At 72.5% G+C, this 20383-nt stretch carries 20 protein-coding genes; 10 read left to right on the top strand and 10 right to left on the bottom strand.

What is annotated here, in order from left to right; translation table 11 throughout:
* Positions 1-65 precede the first annotated feature (65 nt).
* From AAT21_RS18845 to AAT21_RS18835, 3 genes are read left to right on the top strand one after another with little or no spacing between them, the layout of a single operon-like run.
* Positions 66-2588: a DEAD/DEAH box helicase gene (locus AAT21_RS18845; RefSeq protein WP_046777985.1), complete on the top strand. Its 2523-nt coding sequence runs from the start codon at positions 66-68 to the stop codon at positions 2586-2588.
* Positions 2589-2640: 52 nt separating this feature from the next.
* Positions 2641-3564, top strand: a complete 924-nt coding sequence (locus AAT21_RS18840; protein ID WP_046777984.1) for an acyl-CoA thioesterase — start codon at positions 2641-2643, stop codon at positions 3562-3564.
* An 8-nt stretch (positions 3565-3572) separates the two neighbouring features.
* Positions 3573-3974 carry a YchJ family protein gene (locus AAT21_RS18835; RefSeq protein ID WP_046777983.1) on the top strand — a complete coding sequence of 134 codons (402 nt, stop codon included), beginning with the start codon at positions 3573-3575 and terminating at the stop codon, positions 3972-3974.
* Here AAT21_RS18835 and AAT21_RS18830 read toward each other — a convergent pair.
* Both AAT21_RS18830 and AAT21_RS18825 read right to left on the bottom strand, forming a co-directional pair.
* Complete coding sequence (locus tag AAT21_RS18830; RefSeq protein WP_052757868.1) at positions 3938-4795, bottom strand: DUF6397 family protein; 858 nt, start codon at positions 4793-4795, stop codon at positions 3938-3940. The two genes, AAT21_RS18835 and AAT21_RS18830, sit on opposite strands and share 37 nt — an antisense overlap.
* A gap of 113 nt (positions 4796-4908) precedes the next feature.
* Positions 4909-5307 (bottom strand): roadblock/LC7 domain-containing protein, encoded by a 399-nt coding sequence (locus tag AAT21_RS18825; protein ID WP_030657457.1) that lies wholly within the window; start codon positions 5305-5307, stop codon positions 4909-4911.
* A 106-nt stretch (positions 5308-5413) separates the two neighbouring features.
* Between AAT21_RS18825 and AAT21_RS18820 the strand changes: the two genes are divergently transcribed.
* A complete protein-coding gene (locus AAT21_RS18820; protein ID WP_046777982.1) occupies positions 5414-5851 on the top strand; it encodes a PPOX class F420-dependent oxidoreductase in 438 nt (145 codons plus the stop codon).
* Between the two features lie 50 nt (positions 5852-5901).
* Here the strand turns inward: AAT21_RS18820 and AAT21_RS18815 are convergent, their stop codons facing one another.
* The 5 genes from AAT21_RS18815 to AAT21_RS18795 form a co-directional block, all read right to left on the bottom strand.
* Positions 5902-6573 (bottom strand): GTP-binding protein, encoded by a 672-nt coding sequence (locus AAT21_RS18815; RefSeq protein ID WP_235438935.1) that lies wholly within the window; start codon positions 6571-6573, stop codon positions 5902-5904.
* The gene (locus AAT21_RS18810) at positions 6573-6956 is read right to left on the bottom strand and encodes a DUF742 domain-containing protein (protein ID WP_046777981.1); all 384 of its coding nucleotides are present in this window, start codon (positions 6954-6956) and stop codon (positions 6573-6575) included. The genes AAT21_RS18815 and AAT21_RS18810 overlap by 1 nt, the downstream gene beginning before the upstream one ends.
* Positions 6957-6973: 17 nt before the next feature.
* A complete protein-coding gene (locus AAT21_RS18805; protein ID WP_046777980.1) occupies positions 6974-7417 on the bottom strand; it encodes a roadblock/LC7 domain-containing protein in 444 nt (147 codons plus the stop codon).
* Positions 7417-10146: a sensor histidine kinase gene (locus tag AAT21_RS18800; protein ID WP_046777979.1), complete on the bottom strand. Its 2730-nt coding sequence runs from the start codon at positions 10144-10146 to the stop codon at positions 7417-7419. The genes AAT21_RS18805 and AAT21_RS18800 overlap by 1 nt, the downstream gene beginning before the upstream one ends.
* Before the next feature lie 87 nt (positions 10147-10233).
* Positions 10234-11013: an MHYT domain-containing protein gene (locus AAT21_RS18795; protein WP_046778472.1), complete on the bottom strand. Its 780-nt coding sequence runs from the start codon at positions 11011-11013 to the stop codon at positions 10234-10236.
* Positions 11014-11190: 177 nt separating this feature from the next.
* On the opposite strand from AAT21_RS18795, the gene AAT21_RS18790 reads away from it, so the two are divergent.
* Entirely contained in the window at positions 11191-11790 is a 600-nt protein-coding gene (locus AAT21_RS18790) for a class I SAM-dependent methyltransferase (RefSeq protein ID WP_046777978.1), read from the top strand.
* A 159-nt stretch (positions 11791-11949) separates the two neighbouring features.
* Here AAT21_RS18790 and AAT21_RS18785 read toward each other — a convergent pair whose 3' ends face one another.
* Positions 11950-12864 carry an oxygenase MpaB family protein gene (locus AAT21_RS18785; RefSeq protein WP_046777977.1) on the bottom strand — a complete coding sequence of 305 codons (915 nt, stop codon included), beginning with the start codon at positions 12862-12864 and terminating at the stop codon, positions 11950-11952.
* A gap of 135 nt (positions 12865-12999) precedes the next feature.
* On the opposite strand from AAT21_RS18785, the gene AAT21_RS18780 reads away from it, so the two are divergent.
* The 3 genes from AAT21_RS18780 to AAT21_RS18770 all read left to right on the top strand — a co-directional run bounded on the left by AAT21_RS18780 (position 13000) and on the right by AAT21_RS18770 (position 15523).
* On the top strand, positions 13000-13779 hold the full coding sequence (locus AAT21_RS18780) for a hypothetical protein (protein WP_046777976.1): 780 nt from the start codon (positions 13000-13002) through the stop codon (positions 13777-13779).
* 95 nt (positions 13780-13874) lie between these two features.
* Positions 13875-14333 (top strand): SAM-dependent methyltransferase, encoded by a 459-nt coding sequence (locus AAT21_RS18775; RefSeq protein WP_046777975.1) that lies wholly within the window; start codon positions 13875-13877, stop codon positions 14331-14333.
* 296 nt (positions 14334-14629) lie between these two features.
* A complete protein-coding gene (locus AAT21_RS18770; protein WP_235438933.1) occupies positions 14630-15523 on the top strand; it encodes a polyprenyl synthetase family protein in 894 nt (297 codons plus the stop codon).
* A gap of 186 nt (positions 15524-15709) precedes the next feature.
* On the opposite strand, the gene AAT21_RS18765 is transcribed toward AAT21_RS18770, so the two are convergent.
* The gene (locus AAT21_RS18765; RefSeq protein WP_030963597.1) at positions 15710-15892 is read right to left on the bottom strand and encodes a hypothetical protein; all 183 of its coding nucleotides are present in this window, start codon (positions 15890-15892) and stop codon (positions 15710-15712) included.
* Between the two features lie 342 nt (positions 15893-16234).
* Here AAT21_RS18765 and AAT21_RS18760 point away from each other — a divergent pair, with 342 nt between their 5' ends.
* Together AAT21_RS18760 and exaC are read left to right on the top strand one after the other, a co-directional pair.
* Positions 16235-17548: a GAF domain-containing protein gene (locus AAT21_RS18760; protein ID WP_046777973.1), complete on the top strand. Its 1314-nt coding sequence runs from the start codon at positions 16235-16237 to the stop codon at positions 17546-17548.
* Between the two features lie 54 nt (positions 17549-17602).
* Entirely contained in the window at positions 17603-19126 is a 1524-nt protein-coding gene (gene exaC, locus AAT21_RS18755) for an acetaldehyde dehydrogenase ExaC (RefSeq protein ID WP_046777972.1), read from the top strand.
* A 71-nt stretch (positions 19127-19197) separates the two neighbouring features.
* Here the strand turns inward: exaC and AAT21_RS18750 are convergent, their stop codons facing one another.
* Positions 19198-20337: a helix-turn-helix domain-containing protein gene (locus AAT21_RS18750; protein ID WP_046777971.1), complete on the bottom strand. Its 1140-nt coding sequence runs from the start codon at positions 20335-20337 to the stop codon at positions 19198-19200.
* Between the last annotated feature and the right edge of the window lie 46 nt (positions 20338-20383).

The following is a 20383-nucleotide window of genomic DNA, read 5'->3' as shown; positions in this document are numbered from 1 at the left end:
CGTCGGTGATCTTCCTCCTGTCCTCCGGTTCCCTGATCCGGGGGGAAGCCAGGCAAGATGGGGGCGTGACCCTCATTGATCAGCTCCCGCCGACCGCCGACCCCGACGCCCTCTTCGAGGCTTTCTCCTCGTGGGCCGAGGAGCAGGGCATCACCCTGTACCCGGCTCAGGAGGAGGCACTGATCGAGGTCGTCTCCGGGGCGAACGTGATCCTGTCCACCCCGACCGGCTCCGGCAAGAGCCTGGTCGCGGCCGGTGCGCACTTCACCGCCCTGGCCCAGGACAAGGTGACCTTCTACACCGCCCCGATCAAGGCGCTGGTGTCGGAGAAGTTCTTCGACCTGTGCAAGCTCTTCGGCACCGAGAACGTCGGCATGCTGACCGGCGACGCCTCGGTGAACGCGGACGCCCCGGTGATCTGCTGCACCGCCGAGGTGCTGGCCTCCATCGCGCTGCGCGACGGCAAGCACGCCGACATCGGCCAGGTCGTGATGGACGAGTTCCATTTCTATGCCGAGCCGGACCGCGGCTGGGCCTGGCAGATCCCGCTGCTGGAGCTGCCGCAGGCGCAGTTCGTCCTGATGTCGGCCACCCTCGGCGACGTGAAGCGCTTCGAGGACGACCTGACCCGGCGCACCGGCCGGCCCACGTCGGTGGTCCGCTCCGCGACCCGTCCCGTCCCGCTGTCGTACGAGTACGTCACCACGCCGATCACCGACACGATCACGGAGCTGCTGGAGACCCGGCAGGCACCCGTCTACATCGTGCACTTCACGCAGGCCCAGGCGGTCGAGCGGGCGCAGTCGCTCATGAGCATCAACATGTGCACGCGCGAGGAGAAGGACAAGATCCAGGAGCTGATCGGCAACTTCCGCTTCACCACCAAGTTCGGGCAGAACCTCTCGCGGTACGTGCGGCACGGCATCGGTGTGCACCACGCCGGCATGCTGCCCAAGTACCGGCGTCTGGTGGAGAAGCTCGCGCAGGCCGGTCTGCTGAAGGTCATCTGCGGTACGGACACGCTCGGGGTCGGCGTCAACGTCCCGATCCGCACGGTGCTGTTCACCGCGCTCACCAAGTACGACGGGAACCGGGTCCGTACGCTGCGCGCCCGTGAGTTCCACCAGATCGCCGGACGGGCCGGCCGGGCCGGCTTCGACACGGCGGGCTTCGTGGTCGCCCAGGCGCCCGAGCACGTCATCGAGAACGAGAAGGCGCTCGCGAAGGCGGGCGACGACCCGAAGAAGCGCCGCAAGGTGGTCCGCAAGAAGGCGCCCGAGGGCTTCGTCGCCTGGTCGGACACCACCTTCGAGAAGCTGATCGCCGCCGACCCGGAGCCGCTGACCTCGCGCTTCAAGGTCACCAACATCATGCTGCTGTCGGTGATCGCCCGGCCCGGCGACGCCTTCCAGGCGATGCGCCACCTCCTGGAGGACAACCACGAGCCGCGCAAGGCCCAGCTGCGGCACATCCGGCGGGCCATCGCGATCTACCGCTCGCTGCTGGACGGTGGCGTGGTGGAGAAGCTCGACACCCCGGACGCGGAGGGCCGCACCATCCGGCTCACCGTCGACCTCCAGCAGGACTTCGCGCTCAACCAGCCGCTGTCCACCTTCGCACTGGCCTCCTTCGACCTGCTGGACCCGGAGTCCCCCTCCTACGCGCTGGACATGGTGTCCGTCGTGGAGTCCACCCTCGACGACCCGCGGCAGATCCTGGCCGCCCAGCAGAACAAGGAGCGCGGCATCGCGGTCGGCCAGATGAAGGCCGACGGGATCGAGTACGAGGAGCGGATGGAGCGGCTCCAGGACGTCACCTACCCCAAGCCGCTGGAAGAGCTCCTCTCCCACGCCTACGACGTCTACGCCAAGAGCCACCCCTGGGTGCGCGACCACCCCGTCTCCCCGAAGTCGATCATCCGCGACATGTACGAACGCGCGATGACCTTCACCGAGTTCACCTCTTTCTACGAGCTGGCCCGCACCGAGGGCATCGTGCTGCGCTACCTGGCGAGCGCGTTCAAGGCGCTGGACCACACCATCCCCGACGACCTCAAGTCCGAGGACCTGGAGGACCTGATCGCCTGGCTGGGCGAGCTGGTCCGCCAGGTCGACTCCAGCCTGCTCGACGAGTGGGAGCAGCTGGCGAACCCGGAGGTGGAGACGGCGGAGCAGGCTCAGGAGAAGGCCGACCAGGTCAAGCCGGTCACCGCGAACGCGCGCGCCTTCCGCGTCCTGGTCCGCAACGCCATGTTCCGCCGGGTGGAGCTGGCCGCCCTCGACAACGTCGACATGCTGGGCGAGCTCGACGCCGAGTCGGGCTGGGACGCCGACGCCTGGGGCGAGGCCATGGACGCGTACTGGGACGAGTACGACGACCTGGGCACCGGCCCCGACGCCCGCGGCCCGAAGCTCCTGCAGATCGAGGAGGACCCGGCGCACGGTCTGTGGCGCGTCCGCCAGACCTTCGCCGACCCGAACGGCGACCATGGCTGGGGCATCAGCGCCGAGGTCGACCTGGCCGCGTCCGACGAGGAGGGCCGGGCGGTCGTCCGCGTCACCTCGGTCGGCGAGCTCGGCGCCCTGTGACCTGATCCGGCAGGCCGCCGGACCGCCCGGACCCGACAGTGGAGATCCTCTGATGACGAACCCCGCCGAGAGACTGGTCGATCTGCTCGATCTGGAGCAGATCGAGGTCAACATCTTCCGCGGTGCCAGCCCGCAGGAGTCCCTCCAGCGCGTCTTCGGCGGCCAGGTCGCCGGCCAGGCGCTGGTGGCCGCGGGCCGCACCGTCGAGAGCGACCGTCCGGTCCACTCGCTGCACTCGTACTTCCTGCGCCCCGGCAGCCCCGGGGTGCCGATCGTGTACCAGGTGGAGCGGGTGCGCGACGGGCGGTCCTTCACCACCCGCCGGGTGACCGCGGTCCAGCAGGGCAAGACGATCTTCAATCTCACCGCCTCCTTCCATCATCCGGAGGAGGGCAGCATCGAGCACCAGCTGCCTCCTCACCACGTCCCCCATCCCGACACGCTCCCCAAGGTCGCGGACGAGATCCGCGAGCACCTCGGGGCGCTGCCGGAGGCACTGGAGCGGATGGCCCGCCGCCAGCCCTTCGACATCCGCTATGTGAACCGGCTCCGCTGGACTCCCGAGGAGCTCAAGGGCGCCGATCCGCGCAGCGCGGTGTGGATGCGGGCGGTCGGCCCTCTGGGCGACGACCCGCTCGTGCACACCTGCGCCCTCACCTACGCCAGTGACATGACCCTCCTCGACGCCGTGCGCATCCCCGTGGAGCCCCTGTGGGGCATGCGCGGTTTCGACATGGCCTCGCTCGACCACGCAATGTGGTTCCACCGGCCGTTCCGGGCCGACGAGTGGTTCCTGTACGACCAGGAGTCGCCCATCGCGCACGGCGGCCGGGGCCTGGCCAGGGGCCGCATCTACGACCTGGAGGGCAGACTGCTGGTCTCCGTGGTCCAGGAGGGCCTCTTCCGCCCGTACCCCGCCCAGCAGCCGCGCCCGGAGCAGCCGGGCCGGCCGTCCGATCCCGCACCGAAGAACTGAGCAGGCCGATGCCCACCCCCGCCCTGCCGTGCCCCTGCGGGCTGCCCGCCGCCTATCCGGAGTGCTGCGGCCGCTTCCACTCCGGTGACCGGCAGGCACCCACCGCCGAGCTGCTGATGCGCTCCCGCTTCAGCGCTTTCGCGGTCGGTGACACCGCCTACCTGCTGCGCTCCTGGCATTCCTCGACCCGCCCGGCCGCCCTCGACCTGGATCCGGGGCAGCGCTGGGAGCGGCTGGAGATCCTCGCGACGGAGCGCGGCGGGATATTCGAGACGGAGGGCTCGGTGGAGTTCCGCGCGCACTACCGGGAGGGCCGGCACACCGGCTCGCTGCACGAGCACAGCGCGTTCGCCCGCGAGGCCGGGGCCTGGGTCTACGTCGGCCCCCTCTCCCCCGTCGACTTCGCCTGACCACGGGCTCCGGTCAGCGCGAACTCCAGGCTGGTGCGGTACCAGTGGACCTCGTCCGGCGGCCCGGCCCGCAGCAGCCCCTCCGCCACCGCGGCCGCGGCGGGGACCTGCGGATGCCCGTACGGCGGGGGCGGGGCCAGCGCGGCCAGGACGGTCCGCTCCGCCGGATCGGGCACGGCCTCGCGCAGCTCGTCCTCGGGGAGCACACCGGCCAGTACGGCCGCCCGGGCCCATGGGTCGGCCGTCCGTCTCAGCAGGAGTCCCACATGCCGCCCGCGCCATGCGCGCGGGCGCAGGTCCCCCTTGGCCGCCAGCAGGTCCCGGTCCTCGGCGGGCGCCCTCCCGCGCAGCATGTCCGGCTCGCGCTCGGCGAACTCCCTCAGCTCCGCGGTCAGATAGAGCCATACGACGGCACGGTAGCGGTTGATCCGGTAGCCGACGGGGGTGAAGTGCCCGCAGCGCGCGAGCCGGGTGAACCGGCTCGGGCCGGCCCCCAGCACCTCGGCCGCCGCCTGGGCCCCGGCCACGGTCTCGACCCGGCGGCGCAGCGCCTCCGGCGGGCCGTCGGCCGCGGCCCGCACCCGCGCCAGCTCCGCCCGGGCGAAGCGTGCGGCCCCGCCGGTCGTAGGCGGCCCGGCCCTCACGATCCCCAGCTGGACGGCCCTGGCCAACTCGCCGCGCGTCAGCCCCAGTTCCCCCGCGGCCTGCGCAGTGCCCACCAGCGGGTGTGCGGCGCCGTCGGCACGGACAGCGCGTACGGCTGCCGGGTCCCCCTCGCGCACGGCCTGGTCCTGCGGCGGCGCGGTCACCATGTACGTCATCACGATCCTCCCCACGAGCAATGATTACTCTGTGTGAAGACCGTAACTCGCTGCGACGACATCCCGCGAGGCCTGTGGACAACTCCACCCGCCCGCCCGGAGCCGCCGTCGGCTCATCCTCCGGTGATGCGGCGCTCCGCGACTCCCAGGTGCTCGCCCACCCTGTTGACCAGCAGCGTCATCTCGTAGGCGACCTGACCGATGTCCGCCTCGGCCGCGCTGAGCACACACAAGGAGCTGCCGGCGCCGGCCGCCATGACGAAGAGCGCCCCGTCGTCGTACTCGACCATCGTCTGGCGGACCTCACCGGCCCTGAAGTGCCGTCCCGAACCCTTCGCCAGGCTCTGCAGCCCGGCCGCGACGGCCGCCAGGTGCTCCGCGTCCTCCCGCGGCAGCCCCGCGCTCGCCCCGGTCACCAGGCCGTCGTTGGACAGGACCACCGCGTGCCGCACCTGCGGGACCCTGCGCGTCAGGTCGTCCAGCAGCCAGTCCAGTTGCTTGTCCAGTGCCATTCCAAGCCCCTCCCCGTCGACGCGGCCCGTTCGGCCGCGCCCCACCCCGCGTACTCGTGCCGCAAGCCTTCCCCACCAGCGCCTTTCCGGCAAGGAGGATGTGCCCATGGCGAAGAAGATGACTCAAGAGGAATGGCGGGCATTCGTCTCCCGTTCCACCCGTACCGGAAAGCTCTGCACCGTCCGCGAGGACGGAAGTCCGCACGTCGCGCCCATCTGGTTCCTGCTCGACGGGGACTCCTTCGTCTTCAACACCGGGAAGGACACCGTCAAGGGACGCAATCTGGCCAGGGACGGGCGCGTCGCGCTGTGCGTGGACGACGACCGGCCGCCGTTCTCCTACGTGGTCCTCCAGGGCCGCGCGGAGATCAGCGGATACACCGAGGACGCGGACGGGATGCTCTCCTGGGCGACCCGGATCGCCGCCCGCTACATGGGCGAGGAGGAGGCCGAGGCGTACGGCCGCCGCAACGCCGTCCCGGGCGAACTCCTGGTCCGTGTCCCGATCGGCAAGGTGATCGCCGTCGCCGGGGTGGCCGACTGATCCACCCCCGCGCCCCGGCCGGTCCACCAGGTCCACTCCGAGCACCCGGCTCACACGGAACCGGCCTGCGGCCCCACCGATTCCAGGAGCCGGGCGGTGTGCACCCGCCCGGCGTACTCGACCAGCCTGATCAGCACTTCCTTGCCCGAGTCCTTGTCGCGTGCGTCGCACAGCACCACCGGAGTGCCCTGCTCCAGGTCCAGCGCGCGTGACACGTCGTGCGCGCCGTAGCGCCGCGCCTCCGAGAAGCAGTTGACGGCGACGACGAACGGGATGCGCCGGTGCTCGAAGTAGTCGACCGCCGGGAAGCAGTCCTCCAGCCGCCGTGTGTCAGCGAGCACCACCGCACCGAGCGCCCCCTGCGACAGCTCGTCCCACAGGAACCAGAACCGGTCCTGCCCCGGGGTGCCGAACAAGTACAGGGACAGCCCCGACCGGATGGTGATCCGCCCAAAGTCCATGGCCACGGTCGTGGTCGTCTTCTGGTCCACGCCCCCCGTGTCGTCGATCAGTTCGCCCGCCTCGCTCAGCTGCTCCTCCGTGCGCAGCGGCCGGATCTCGCTGACCGCACCGACCAGCGTGGTCTTGCCCACCCCGAAGCCGCCCGCGACGAGGATCTTCAGTGCGAGGGCAGCCAGTTCGCCGTCCTCCTCCACCGTTTCCGGATCCGTGTCCAGGGCTTCTCCGGGCTGTCCGGAGGTCCGGTTGTCGTGGTGTTCCATCAAAGCGCTCTCAATCCCTCGATGACTTCACGCAGAATCCGCTCGTCGGGCAGTCGGGCGGGCGGTACCGGGCGGCTGACCTTGACGTGCCCGCCCTCCAGCAGGTCCCCGAGAAGCACCCGTACGACTCCCACGGGCAGGTCGGCGTCGGCGGCGAGTTCCGCCACCGACTGGGTCTCGGACCGGCAGAGCCCCAGCAGTGCCCGGTGTTCGGGGCCGAGCAGCGAGTCGGCGGTCTCGTCCGCGCCGCCCTCCGGATCCACCGCGACCAGGGAGATCAGGTCGAAGCGGACCCCGTGCGGCCCCGGCTTGGTACGCCCCCCGGTCATGGCGTACGGGCGGACGAGCGGACCCGCTTCGGCGTCGTACCACTGGCCGTTCATGGGCCGGACCGCCGCCCTCAGCCGGCGGCCGGCGGCCGCGCCGCGAACCGGGGCGGGGTGTAGAGGTGTTCGCCGACCCGCTTCACCAGCCGGGCCATCTCGTAGGCGATCAGTCCGATGTCGGCTGCGGCGGCGCTGAGCACGGCCAGGCAGGAGCCGTCCCCGGCCGCAGCGACGATGAGGAACCCCTCGTCCATCTCGACCATCGTCTGGCGCACGCCCCCGGCGTGGAAGTGCCGGCCCGCGCCCTTGGCCAGGCTGTGGAAGCCGGAGGCCACCGCGGCCAGGTGCTCGGCGTCCTCCCGGCTGAGCGCGCTGGAGGCGCCGACCGCCAGGCCGTCGTTGGAGAGGACCACGGCGTGCCGGACCTCGATGACCCGGTGCACCAGGTCGTCCAGGAGCCAGTCGAGTTCACCCGCCCGGCGGATGCCGTCGTGGCCGATCCTCTGGTGTTCGATCATCACACGTCTCCTTCGCTGCCTGCGTGGGGGGAGTACTCCTCGGCGCCGCGGACCCATCCGGCCCGGTAGGCCGCCATCCGGTCCCGGACCTGCTCCGGGCTGCGCCCCGGCGGGTCCTCGGGCAGCCGGACGCCGGCGGGCTCCTGGGGTGTGGGGGCCTCCCGGAGCTGCGGGACGAGGCTGGCCTGGCGCACCCGGCGCGGCAGTTCCGTCGCGGAGCCCGAGGAGGCGGCGGAGCCCGGGGAGGCGGCGGAGCCCGGGGAGGCGTCGGACGGCGCGGACGGCGCTGCCTGCGTGGCGGAGGACTCCGTACGGGTGCCCGCACGCGGCCGCAGCGGCGCCACCGGTGCCGGGCGCGGTTCCCCGGCCGTCGCGGAGGCCGCGCCGCAGCGGGCCGGGGCATCGGGCGCGCCGCCCCGCACGAGGCCGGCCGGGCCGCGCGCGTCGTCCCGTACGACGGTCACGGTGGGGGGCTGGAGCGCCGCCGCTGCCGGTTCCCACGACGGGCCGGGTGACGGGGACCCGGACGACGCCCGGTCCGGGGTGGCCGGCTGCTCCTCCCGGTGCCCGCGGCCCGGGGCGGTGCCGGCACCGACACCGACACCGGCATCGGCATCGGTGTCCGTGTCGGCGGGGCCGACGCCGGGGTCCCCGGCTCCGACGGCGTCCTGGAGCATGGAGTGGGGCAGGAGCACCACGGCGGTGGTGCCGCCGTAGGGCGAGGTGCGCAGGTGCACCTTGACTCCGTGCCGGGCGGAGAGGCGGCTGACCACGAAGAGGCCGAGCCGGTCGCTGTCGAAGAGGTCGAGGGCCTCGGACTGCTCGATGCGCCGGTTGGCATCGCTCAGGGCTTCGCGGCCCATGCCCAGGCCGCGGTCCTCCACCTCCAGGACGTAACCGGTGCCGACCGGTTCCCCGCTGACCCGGACCTTGGTGTGCGGGGGCGAGAACTGGGCCGCGTTCTCGATGAGTTCGGCGAGCAGGTGGGTGAGGTCGGCGACGGCTCCGCCGGCCACCGCGGCCTCGGCGAGCCGGCGGACCTCGACGCGCGGGTAGTCCTCGATCTCCGAGACGGCGGCCCGGACGACGTCGGTGAGGGGGACCGGCATCCGCCAGGCCCGGCCGGGGGCCGCACCCGAGAGGATGATCAGGCTCTCCGCGTGCCGGCGCATCCGGGTCGTCAGGTGGTCGAGGCGGAAGAGGTCGCCCAGCTCGTTCGGGTCGTCGGCGCGCCGCTCCATCGAGTCGAGCAGCGTGAGCTGCTTGTGCACGAGGACCTGGCTGCGGCGGGCGAGGTTGACGAAGACGCCGGAGACCCCGCTGGCAAGTTCCGCCCGCTCGACGGCGGCGCTGAGCGCGGCCCGGTGGACCGTGCCCAGGGCCTCGCCGACCTGGGTGATCTCGTCGTCCGCGGGCGGGCCGGGCGGGGTCTCGGCGACGACGTCGATCTCCTCGCCGGCGCGCAGCCGCTCCATCGCGTCCGGGAGTTTGCGGTGGGCGATCTCCAGGGCGGTGTTGCGCAGCGAGACCAGCTCGACGACGAGAACGCGGCCGATCCGGACGGAGATGACGAGGGACGCGGCGACGGCCGCCAGGCCCAGCAGCACGGCGGCGCCCGCAGGGCTGAACGCCCCCTCGGCGACGGGGTCGGCCCGGTCCGCGGCCGCGGCGCGGGCGGCCTCCCCGATCTCCCGCATCGAGGTGCTGATGCCGCTGTGCGCGGTCTCCCACCCGGCGGGTGCCCCGCGGCCGTCCCGGGAGGTTCCGACGGCCAGCGCCCGGTCCTCGGCACCGGTGAGGTCGGCGTAGGCGGAGCTCTTGGCGACGGACTGCCAGACGTCCTGCTGGGCGGCGGGCAGGTCCCGCGCCGCGCTCTCGGTGAGCGTGCGGCGGGACTCGATGGTGCCGGTCAGCTGCCGAAGCGTTTCGGCGCTACGCTGCCCCGGCAGTGCGAGCAGGGCGTCCTCGCGTGACAGCAGTTCCGCGGCGCGGGCGAATTCGAGCAGGACCCGTGCGTCGGGGCCGAGTTCGGCGTTCTCACCGCCGGTCAGGGAGCCGCCCACGGCGAAAGCGGCGTCGACCACTCGGGTGTAGATGGCGAAGGCGGCCTCGGGGGTGGCCCGGCGGTCGATGATGTCCTTGCGGGCCGAGCCCAGCGCCTCGGCGGCGACGACGAACGCGTCCAGACGGACCACGATCTCCGAGCGGTAGTCCCCGGATTCGGCGACGGTGTGGCGGTCGCCGAGCCGCAGGGCCCGGACGGCGGTGTCGGTACGGCGGGCCTGCTGGCCCAGGGTGCCCGGGTCGGCGGCGGGGTCGGCCAGGAGACGGACGGCCGCTCGTCGTTCGGCCTGGAGCTCGGTGACGGCGGCTGCGACGGGGGCGCGTATCTCGGAGTCGACCTGCTGGATCCGGCCCAACCGGGCTATGTCCTGTGCGGTGTCGACGGTGGCGAAGGCCCAGAGTGCGAGGAGCGAGACGACCGGCACCATCAGCAGGGAGACGATCTTCGCTCGGACGGTGGCGGGGCGCAGTGGTATCCGGGGGCCTCGCCGGGGCGGTACGGCCGGCCGGGGCGTGCGGCCGTCGTCGGAGCGGCCCGGCTGCTGCCGCGCCCGGTCCGGCGCCGGTTCCTCGGCCGGTGGCCCGGCATGAGCCCGGCGGCCGCGCGCCGGGGGCGCGGGCAGCCGCGGCGCCGCTGCTTCCGGTCTTCTGCGGGGTGTGCGCATGGGCTCCTCGTTCCGGGCGGTGCCTACGGGTGCGGTCGGCCGGCGGGTCGTAGCGCCGGTCTGCGGTCTACAGGACGTGGGGGCGGGTCAGTGGGCGGCCGCGGCGTGCTCCCCCAGGTGCCGGGCGGAGGCGGAGGCGGCGCGCTCGTCGGCCGTCGGGGAGAGTGCGACGAAGGCGGCGGTGATGAACAGGTAGGAGCCCAGTCCGACGGCCAGCGGGAAGATGAACTGCAGCGCGGTGGCCCCGGGCAGGGCCGCGTCCGAGGGGCTGACGCTGACTTCGACGGCCATCATCCCCGTGTAGTGCATGCTGCTGACGGCCGCGCCCATGACGAGCGAGGCCGCCGCCACGGCCACGGGCGACTTGATGTTGAGCGCGGCCCAGAGGGCGGCGGTGGCCGCGACCACGGCGATGACGACGGAGAGGCCGACGACCAGCGGGTCGTAGGAGACCTCGCCGTGCAGGTGCAGGGCCGCCATGCCCAGGTAGTGCATGCTGGCGACGCCGAGTCCGGTGGTCAGGCCGCCCAGTACGAGGGAACGGCCGCGCGCCCTGCCGTAGCCGACGGCGAAGACTCCGGCGCCGACGACCAGCACGGCGACGAGCAGGCTCAGGATGGTGAGCGGCACGTTGTAGTGGATCTCGGTACCGGTGGCCTCGAAGCCGAGCATCGCGACGAAGTGCATGGTCCAGATGCCGGTGCCGATGGCGGAGGCCGCGGTGAGGAGCCAGTTGCGGCGGACGGCTCCGGTCGCGGCGAGCGCGCGGACCGTGCAGCGCAGCCCGAGAGCGGCGCCGATCGATGCCATCACATATGACAGCACGGGTGTCAGCCAGCCGTAAGCGGCGTGGTCCAGATGTCCCAGGTGTCCCATGGCCACCGGACGCTAGTCCGGGTGAGGGCGCGAACAGGGGGCGCATTTCGAAAGCAGCTGGAAGTGCTGGAATATGACAGAGCTACGTTCACCTTCGATCACCCCACGCGCCACCTTGCGCACGGTCCACGGACACCCGGACGTGCAGTGGTGGGGGATCATGGGCCCATGAGCGAAGACCACACGCACGTGCAGGAGTTCTTCGGGGCGCGGGCAGCCGACTGGGACCGCAAGTTCCCGGAGGACGGGCCCGCCTTCGCCACCGCCGTGGCGGAGTGCGGGCTACAGCCCGGGGACCGCGTGCTCGACGCGGGCTGCGGCACCGGGCGCGCCCTGGGCGCACTGCGGGCGGCCGTCGGCCCCGCGGGGACCGTGCTCGGCGTGGACCTCACCCCGCAGATGCTGGCCGCCGCGCAGCGGGCCGGGCGCGCCGCCGAGGGCGCGCTGGTGCTCGCCGACGTGGCCCGGCTGCCGCTGCGCGACGAGGCGCTGGACGCGGTGTTCGCCTCCGGGCTCATCGCCCATCTGCCCGATCCCGCGGCGAACCTGCGCGAGCTGTCGCGCGTGGTCCGCCCCGGCGGCCGGCTCGCGCTCTTCCACCCGATCGGGCGGGCGGCGCTCGCCGCGCGCCAGGGCCGCGAGCTGACCGCGCAGGACCTGCGGGCCGAGCACAACCTCGGCCCGCTGCTGGCCGCCGCGGGCTGGGACCTGACCTCGTACGCGGACGAGGACCACCGCTTCCTGGCCCTGGCCGCGCGCCGGTCCTGATCCGCGCGTCCCGGCTTGCATGTGCCCGGCTGGACGCCTGCCCGGCAGGCCCCTAGCCGGCACCGGCGCGCCCGTACGCCGCCACCGGCACGCCCGTACGCCGGCATCGGCACGCCCGCACGTCCGCACCGCACCCGGCGCCGGCGAAGGTGCCCGGGATCAGGCCGGGGGCTGGGCCTCGGCTCCGGTGGGCCGGCGCGGATGGGGCACGGGGCAGCCTCCCGGTCCGGGCACGGGGAACGTGCCGAGCTCACCCACGTCGTAGCCACCGGGGTAGCCCTTGATCTCCGGGTTCTGGCGGGCGTAGTGCGGGGTCCGGCGCGGGGGCAGCAGCCGGACCGCGCGGCCCCGCAGCCTCAGCGCACCCTGCACCAGCTTCCGGACTCCGGCGCGCGGGGCCTCGTACCGGAAGGCGTCGATCAGCGAGTCGTCGAGCAGGGCGATGCCGCCGCGGCGCACGGCGGGTGCGAGCGGCGCCGGGTACCAGGAGGCCATCAGGTCGAGGGTGGAGTCGGCGACCGCACGGGCGCCCTCGTCCCAGCCGAAGTGGGCCGCTTCATAGGCGTCGAGGGTGGCTTCGAACTCCTCGTAGGAGCCCGGGATGTCCGTGATGCCCATGTGCCGGCCGAGCGTGGCGTAGTAGTTGGCGCTCGCCCGGCGCTCGTGGTGGGTCATCGGACGCCAGCCGTAGGCGTCCAGCCAGCGTGCCGGAATCACCACGAACGTGCACAGGACGTAGCGCATGTCGTCGTTGGAGATGTCGTAGTTGCGATGCATCTGGTTGACGCGGCGGATCGCCGTGCGGGCGGTGTCGCTGTCGAAGCCGTGCTCGACGACCGCGTCGAGGAGCAGTGCGGTGTCGTCGTAGCGCTTCTGGGTGCGTTCGGTGAACTCGGCGGTCTCGGCCAGCAGGCCGCCGATGCTGGGGACGGCATACGTCCGGAACAGCGCGAGCTCCAGGGCGCGGGTGAAGTCCCAGGGGAACTCGTAGGTGGCGGTGAGCCGGTAGATGGCGAGGAAGTCCTTGTCGGGGTCGAGCCGGAGGATCTCCTTCAGCCGGTCGTAACGCTGCACCGGGTGTCCCTTTCTGTGGCGAGTCCCCAACTCTACGTGCAGGTAGCAGCCTTGGAAATCGTGGCCCGCAAGCTCTCGACGCACGGGTTACCGAGTAGTTAAGGTGCGCCGACGAGAGAGCAAGCTGGAGGCCAGGTGTCCGACGACGAGGGTGGCGGCTCGCTGTACGTGCTGACCGCCGTGCTCCTGACCCCCGCGCAGTTCCCCGGTTTCCTGGGGGACGACTTCCCCGAGGCCTGCTCCCTGCTGGGCGTGGCGCCCAACCGGGAGGGGTACGGGCTGGTGCTGGGCCAGGACGAGGAGGGCGCGCGCTGGACGGTCGTCGTCGACGACGTCTCGCTCGTGGCCGCGGCCATCGCCTCGTGGGACTGCGGTATGGAGTACGACCTGTCGCCCGACGAGCGGACGATCGTGGTCTCGCTGGCGGGCTGGCCGGTGGAGTTGTCCGTGGCCGCACCGGGGGTCCCGGAACCGCACGATCCGGAGCAGGGCGCGGACGGTACGGGGCGGGTGCCGCTGGCGCCGCCGTCGGCCGAGGCCTGGGGTCCGGTGCAGCGACGGCTGGGCGCGGACCAGATCGCCCGGGAATGGGCCGACTGGCGCGAGCGCGTGGCGACGGACGGCGGGGCCGCGGCCGCGGCGCACCCCGGACTGGCGCGTGCGCTGGAGGAGGCAGTGGAGTACACGCGGACCCCGCCGCCGCCCGGGCGCGTACGGTCCTCCTTCGCCGGCGAGGGGGCCCGGACCCTGCGCGTGGACGGGCCCGGCTGGTCGCTGGTGGCCCGTACCGGCGAGGCGGCCTTCGTCCTCCTGGACGAGGAGCCGGGCGAGGTGCTCACGGTCCCCCGGGAGGGGGATCCCGACCTGCCGGAGCTGCTGGCGGCGCTCGACGGCGTCGCGGTCCGGCCGGTGTGACCCGTGGCCGGACCGGGCCGGGGACACGGACGAACGGCGGAGCGGGGACACCGCTGAACGGCGGCGCGCAGGGACGAACGAAAGAGGGGGACGCGATGGTGGAGTCGGAGCCGGTGGGTGTGGTCGTGGGCGGTCGCGCCGACGTCGTGGACGACGACTGGGGGCGGGAGACGGCGGTGATCCGCCTGGACGGCGACCGGTTCGGTCCGGAAGCCCTCTACGGGCTGGAGGACTTCTCGCACGTCGAGGTCGTCTACCACTTCGACCGGGTGCCGGCCGAGCGGATCGAGACGGGGGCGCGGCACCCGCGCAACAACCCGGACTGGCCGCTGGTCGGCATCTTCGCGCAGCGCGGCAAGAACCGGCCCAACCGGCTGGGCGTGTCGAGGTGCCGGGTGGTGAAGGTCGACGGGCTGGACGTCCACGTGGAGAGCCTCGACGCCGTGGACGGCACACCTGTACTCGATCTGAAGCCCTACATGGTCGAATTCGGGCCACGCGGCGAACTACGGCAGCCGCCGTGGGCCACCACCTTGATGGATGGCTATTACTGATCTATTCAATGGCGTGAAATATTTGTTACCGGCGGTAGTTTAACGAGTCAACTAATGGGATTCGGCCACATCGGCTGAAAATTGCTCTGGATCCCCCTCCTCCGGAATGATCGAATCGGCCAGTCACACGGCTCAAAGGGTGCGCACCTCACCCCCACGCTCATTCCACGATGGAGGCACTCTTGAATTCCATGTCGTATCTCGACCTGCACCGGAGAGTCGCGCAGGATATCGATACGGAGATCGAAACCGCTCTGAACCGACTCGGCCCGGTCGCCGCGACCACGAGGAACTGCGTGGCCAAGCTCTTGGAGCAGCGGAAACTGAGACATCCCCTGTCGGTGCTCCCGCTGCTCACGCACGCGATAGAGACGGGGAACCCCGGGCCGGCCGTCCCGCTGTCGGCGGTGCACCTGCTGTGGTGGACCTCGGCCTGCTATCTCGACGACCTGGCCGACGCCGACGGCGCTTCCATCTCCGGGGCCCTCACCGAGGACGAAGCACTGCTCGCCTCCGTCATCACGGGCAATGCGCTCCCCCTTCAGATCGTCCTGGCGCAGGATCTCCCGGAAGCGACGCACGGCGCCCTGATAAACGAGGTGCTGAACGGCTGGATCATAGGCGTCGACGGCCAGATAGACGACATGCGCGGGGACATCTGCAACGCCTCCCGCGCATCGGTGGTGGAGACCTACCGCGGCAAATCCGGCGCCCCCTTCGGGATGATCACCGCGATGGCCGCCCTGTTCTCGGGAACCACGGACGAGAGAGTCGAACTCTGGCGTGAATTCGGCTACGTCTTCGGGATCCTGTGGCAGATCTTCAACGACCAGGAAGACATCCTGTCCGGGCGCGACGAGGACCTGGCCAACGGCACGGTGACCTACCTGCTCGCCTCCGTCCTGGAGGACGCGTCCCCCCTCTCCCGGGAGCACATTCTGGGGCTGTGCGGCGCCGCGAGCCGCTCGCATCAGGCCAGGAGGGAACTGGCGAGCCTGCTGCGTACGCCTCTCGCCCTCGACCGCTACCGTGCCGAGATCGACGGCTTCCGTGCGGAGGCCTACCGGATCCTGGACGAACTGGGCGGCGACGAGGCCTACCAGCCGGTCCTCCGCAGCCTCGTCGACCACGCGTCGCAGATGCTGCTCGAAGCGGAGCTTCCTCCGGTCGTCGTGAGCGGCGCGGCCTGAGCGGGCCGGCCGGCCGTTCGTACGGTGGGCGCACGGGCACTCCGCGCCCGCCGCACACCCCGCTCCCCTCACCCCGCGTCCCTGCCCGCCGGGCTCCGCACACCAGCCGGAGCCCGGCCACTCCTCGGACCGGCCCGCGCCGGCCCCACATAGGGCGCGCAGTGCGCCCTGCGCCGCGCGCCGCCGTCAGCGACCGAGCTGCTTCCGGGACAGACCGCGCACCCGACGCCGCTGCGACGAATCGAGCAGAAGGTAGGCGGCGGCCGGCACCCCGATCAGGACCAGCAGGCCCGCCCAGAAACCCACGGTCCAGAACAACACGATGGCTGCCGCGACTCCGGCAACCGCGACCTTTCCGCGACTGGACATCTACGGACACCTCCATGTGACGTCGACCACTACCCCCCTCAACGCACCGTCACGACCACGCGTTCCCGGCAGCCGGGCGGAATGGAAAAGGGGACCGGACGCCGCGGCGGCCCCCGCCCCGGGGCCACCACGGCCCCGGACCGCCGCAGTGCCCGGCGCCCCTGCCCATCCGGCTCCGTGGGGCCGGCGGCTGGGTACCGGCCGGCGCCCGCACCCCGCGTACCGCCCGGATCCGGCCGGAGCGGTGGCCGCGCCGTGGCCGACGTACCGCTTGCCGGGGTGCGGTGCCGCGACGACGATGGGGCGCTCCGGGCAGGTACCGCGGCAGCACGGGAGGGTGACATGGGCGACCGGGATCCGTCGGTGGCACTGCCGGAAGGAGCCGATCCTGCGGCCCGCACGCGCGAACTGCAGCGGGCGCACGCCGCGTTCACCCGGGAGGGGCGGGTGGACACACCGGTCCGGGCGGTCATCGCGCGGTCCTGGCTGCGGTGCGCGCGGGCCCGGCTGAGCCCCGAGTGCGCGCCGCGGGTCGAGCTGACGGGGGCGGATCTGCGTGCGTACCGGGAGGAGCACCCGCTGGCCCGGGTGATGCCGCTGTTCCGGGATCTCGTCGGTGCGTTCGCCGCGCACGGGGCGCACCTGCTCGCGGTGTGCGACGCACGGGGCAGCCTGCTGTGGGTGGAGGGCGGACCGGCCACCCTGCGGCGGGCCGAGGGCCTCGGCTTCGTCCCGGGGACGCGCTGGGCGGAGAGCGCGATGGGGACGAACGCCCCCGGGACGTCGGTCGCGGTGGGCGAGCCCGTACAGGTCTTCGGCGCCGAGCACTTCAGCCGTCGGGTGCACCCGTGGACCTGCGCGGCCGCGCCGGTGCGTGATCCGCGGACGGGCGGGCTGCTGGGCGCGGTGGACATAACCGGTGGCGACGGGCTCGCGCACCCGCACTCCCTGGCGTTCGTACGGGCGGTGGCCCGGGCGGCGGAGGACCGGCTGGCCCTGCTCGACGAGGGGCCGCCCGCCGCGCGGGACGCCCTCACCGCTCTCGGCCGGGACGAGGCGCTGCTGGTGACCGGGGGCCGGCGGATGCTGCTGGGCCGTCGGCACAGCGAGATCATGGCCCTGCTGGCAGCGCACCCCGAGGGCCTGTCGGGCGAGGAACTGGCGATCGCCCTGTACGAGGACGAGTCGGTGTCACCGGTGACACTGCGCGCCGAAATGGCGCGGCTGCGCGCGCTGCTGGGGCCGGCGGCGCCGCTGTCGCGCCCCTATCGCCCGGCCCGTCCGCTGGACGCGGACTTCACCGCCCTGACGAGGCGGCTGGCCGTCGGCGCCGTCTCCGCGGCCCTCCGCCCCTATCCGGGCCCGTTGCTGCCGGCCTCTACGGCGCCCGGCGTGGTCCGGCTGCGCCGGCGGATCGAGGACCAGGCGCGGGCGGCCCTGGTCGCCCGGGCGGACGCGGGGCTGCTGGCCGACTGGGTGTGCAGTGCGTGGGGCGCGGACGACCCAGAGGTGTGGCGGGCGCTGGCGGCAGCGCTGCCGCCCGAGGGCAGGCCGGCCGCGCTGGCCCGGGTACGCGCCCTGGACCGCGAGCTGGGCGCACGGCCGGACGGCGGACGCGGGCGGCCCGCAACGTATCCGCAACCTGCCCGCTCCTAGCCTCCACCCGAGCGCTGTCCGACGGCGGCCGGCGCCCGGCAAGGGGAGGACACCATGGCCCGTTACGCTGCGCCCGGCACCGAGGGGGCGCTCATGTCGTACGCGTCCCGCTACGACCACTTCATCGGCGGCGAGTACGTCGCGCCCGCCCGCGGCCGGTACTTCGCGAACCCCTCCCCCGTCAACGGCCAGACCTTCACCGAGGTCGCCCGGGGCACCTCCGAGGACGTGGAGCGGGCGCTGGACGCGGCGCACGCGGCGGCGCCCGCCTGGGGCCGGACATCGGTCGCCGACCGGGCGTCGGTCCTGCTGCGCATCGCGGACCGGATGGAGCAGAACCTGGAGGCCCTCGCGGTCGCGGAGACCTGGGAGAACGGCAAGCCGATGCGCGAGACCCTGGCGGCCGACCTGCCCCTGGCCATCGACCAGTTCCGCTACTTCGCGGGCGCGCTGCGGGCGCAGGAGGGCGCGCTCAGCCAGATCGACGACGACACGGTGGCCTACCACTTCCACGAACCGCTGGGCGTGGTCGGTCAGATCATCCCGTGGAACTTCCCGATCCTGATGGCCGTGTGGAAGCTGGCCCCGGCGCTGGCGGCGGGCAACACCGTGGTCCTCAAGCCGGCCGAGCAGACCCCGGCCTCCGTCCACTACTGGCTCGCTCTGGTGGCGGACCTGCTGCCGCCGGGCGTGGTGAACATCGTCAACGGCTTCGGCGAGGAGGCGGGCAAGCCGCTCGCGTCGAGCCCGCGCGTGGCGAAGATCGCTTTCACCGGGGAGACGGCGACGGGCCGGCTGATCATGCAGTACGCGGCCGAGCACCTGAAGCCGGTCACGCTGGAACTCGGCGGCAAGAGTCCGAACCTCTTCTTCGACGACATCTGGTCGCAGGACGACGACCTGCGCGACAAGGCCCTGGAGGGCTTCACCATGTTCGCGCTCAACCAGGGCGAGGTGTGCACGAACCCCTCGCGGGCCCTGATCGAGCGCGGCCGGTACGGGGACTTCCTCGACGCGGCCGTGGCGCGCACCGAACTGATCGTGCCGGGGCACCCGCTGGACACGGACACGATGATCGGGGCCCAGGCCTCGGAGGAGCAGCTGAAGAAGGTCCTGTCGTACGTGGAGATCGGCCGGCGGGAGGGCGCGAAGCTCCTCACGGGCGGACGGCGCCAGGAACTGGAGGGCGAGCTCGCGGGCGGCTTCTACGTCGAGCCGACCGTCTTCGAGGGCGACAACCACATGCGGATCTTCCAGGAGGAGATCTTCGGACCGGTGGTGTCGGTGACCTCCTTCGAGGACTTCGAGGACGCCGTGCGCATCGCCAACGACACGGCGTACGGCCTGGGCGCGGGCGTCTGGACCCGGGACGTGAACACGGCCTACCGCGCGGGCCGTGCCATCCAGGCGGGCCGCGTCTGGACGAACTGCTACCACGCCTACCCCGCCCACGCCGCCTTCGGCGGCTACAAGCAGTCGGGCATCGGCCGCGAGACCCACAAGATGATGCTGGAGCACTACCAGCAGACCAAGAATCTTCTCGTCTCGTACTCGCCGAAGAAGCTCGGCTTCTTCTAGAGGCACTGAAAGATGGCGCCTGACCTACGGTTTTGCCGTCAGGCGCCGTCGGCGCCACCCGCTGGTACGTGTCAGTCGGCGCGAAGACCGACCGCCAGCGTCAGCTCAAGGACCCGGCGCGGCGATGCGAGATCCGGAAACAGCTCCCGCAACTGCGACATCCGGTACCGGACGGTCTGGGGATGGACGAACAACGCCGCCGCCACCTCGTCCCGCCTGCCCTGGTGCAGCAGCCACTCCCGCAACGTCTCCTCCAGCCGCCGTGCGGTCGCGACGGGCAAGGTCCGCAGTGGTGCGAGGGCTCGCGCGCGCAGGTCTGCGAACGCGTCCACGTCGGCGCTCAGCACCAGCTCGGGCAGGTGCTCCTCGGTGTCGCGGATATCGCACGAGAGGGAGCGCGCACGTGCGGCTCGTGCGTACGAGGCGGAGGCGCGGGTCCATGGCCGGGCCGGACCGGCCACGGCGGTGCGGTCGGTCAGCTGCCGCAAGAGATGTGACCGGTCGGCGTCGGGGACGAGCAGCACGCCGAAGGCGTCCGGCAGATCATCGAGGACGAGCGTGCTCGGGTCGAGCGAGCGGTAGGCGGGCCGGGCCTGGGCGGCGGGCAGCAGGACCGCGGTCAGCGAGACGGGAGGCTGCCACCCGGCCCGTTGCGCAGAGGCCAGCAGCACGTCCGGGCTCTCGCCGGCCAGGAGGTCACGGGCCAGGTGTTCCAGGTGGCGCTCGTGGTCCCGGCCCCGGGCGGCCAGTTCGTCGGCGTGGCCCGCGGCGCTCGCGGCGGAGAGCTCGTCGATGTAGGCGAAGGTCAGCTCGGCGAACTTGGCGACCTCGGCGGCGGGCAGGCCCGCGGGTACGGCACCCGCTGCCAGGCATCGCCAGGCCACGCGGGCGCCGACGCGGTAGGCGCTGAGCAGGGCGTCCATCGAACGGCCGTCGCGCACCTCGCCGCGGCCCAGCTCGTAGGCTGCGTCACGGGCGTCGCCGCCTGTGGCACTCCCGCTCGCGCGGTCCAGGTAGTGACCCAGGGCGGTGCGGACGGCTCGCCGGATGGTGACGCCCATGCGGCCCGAGAGGGCGTTGGCGTAGGGAGGGACCTCGTCGATGATCGCCTGAACGATCTCGTCGGCGGTGGTCCTCAGCGTGGCCCGGAGTGCGGTGACCGTTGTCCGATCCAGCGCCAGTTCGGTGACCTTCCGGATGGGATGGCTCATGTTTTATTCCCTGCGAACAATTCAGCCGACCAGATTTACGTCTTAC

The organism is Streptomyces yangpuensis, from assembly GCF_001005295.1.
Classification (GTDB): Bacteria; Actinomycetota; Actinomycetes; order Streptomycetales; family Streptomycetaceae; genus Streptomyces; species Streptomyces yangpuensis.
This window is presented reverse-complemented; position numbering and strand designations above follow the sequence as displayed.

Excerpts from the sequence above, each read along its gene's own strand:
- AAT21_RS18840 (WP_046777984.1), top strand. The coding sequence starts at position 2,641 with ATGACGAACCCCGCCGAGAGACTGGTCGATCTGCTCGATCTGGAGCAG.
- AAT21_RS18820 (WP_046777982.1), top strand. The coding sequence starts at position 5,414 with ATGGCGAAGAAGATGACTCAAGAGGAATGGCGGGCATTCGTCTCCCGT.
- AAT21_RS18825 (WP_030657457.1), bottom strand. The coding sequence starts at position 5,307 with ATGGCACTGGACAAGCAACTGGACTGGCTGCTGGACGACCTGACGCGC.
- AAT21_RS18805 (WP_046777980.1), bottom strand. The coding sequence starts at position 7,417 with ATGATCGAACACCAGAGGATCGGCCACGACGGCATCCGCCGGGCGGGT.
- exaC (WP_046777972.1), top strand. The coding sequence starts at position 17,603 with ATGGCCCGTTACGCTGCGCCCGGCACCGAGGGGGCGCTCATGTCGTAC.
- AAT21_RS18790 (WP_046777978.1), top strand. The coding sequence starts at position 11,191 with ATGAGCGAAGACCACACGCACGTGCAGGAGTTCTTCGGGGCGCGGGCA.
- AAT21_RS18810 (WP_046777981.1), bottom strand. The coding sequence starts at position 6,956 with ATGAACGGCCAGTGGTACGACGCCGAAGCGGGTCCGCTCGTCCGCCCG.
- AAT21_RS18815 (WP_235438935.1), bottom strand. The coding sequence starts at position 6,573 with ATGGAACACCACGACAACCGGACCTCCGGACAGCCCGGAGAAGCCCTG.
- AAT21_RS18775 (WP_046777975.1), top strand. The coding sequence starts at position 13,875 with ATGGTGGAGTCGGAGCCGGTGGGTGTGGTCGTGGGCGGTCGCGCCGAC.
- AAT21_RS18835 (WP_046777983.1), top strand. The coding sequence starts at position 3,573 with ATGCCCACCCCCGCCCTGCCGTGCCCCTGCGGGCTGCCCGCCGCCTAT.
- AAT21_RS18765 (WP_030963597.1), bottom strand. The coding sequence starts at position 15,892 with ATGTCCAGTCGCGGAAAGGTCGCGGTTGCCGGAGTCGCGGCAGCCATC.
- AAT21_RS18750 (WP_046777971.1), bottom strand. The coding sequence starts at position 20,337 with ATGAGCCATCCCATCCGGAAGGTCACCGAACTGGCGCTGGATCGGACA.
- AAT21_RS18800 (WP_046777979.1), bottom strand. The coding sequence starts at position 10,146 with ATGCGCACACCCCGCAGAAGACCGGAAGCAGCGGCGCCGCGGCTGCCC.
- AAT21_RS18830 (WP_052757868.1), bottom strand. The coding sequence starts at position 4,795 with ATGACGTACATGGTGACCGCGCCGCCGCAGGACCAGGCCGTGCGCGAG.
- AAT21_RS18760 (WP_046777973.1), top strand. The coding sequence starts at position 16,235 with ATGGGCGACCGGGATCCGTCGGTGGCACTGCCGGAAGGAGCCGATCCT.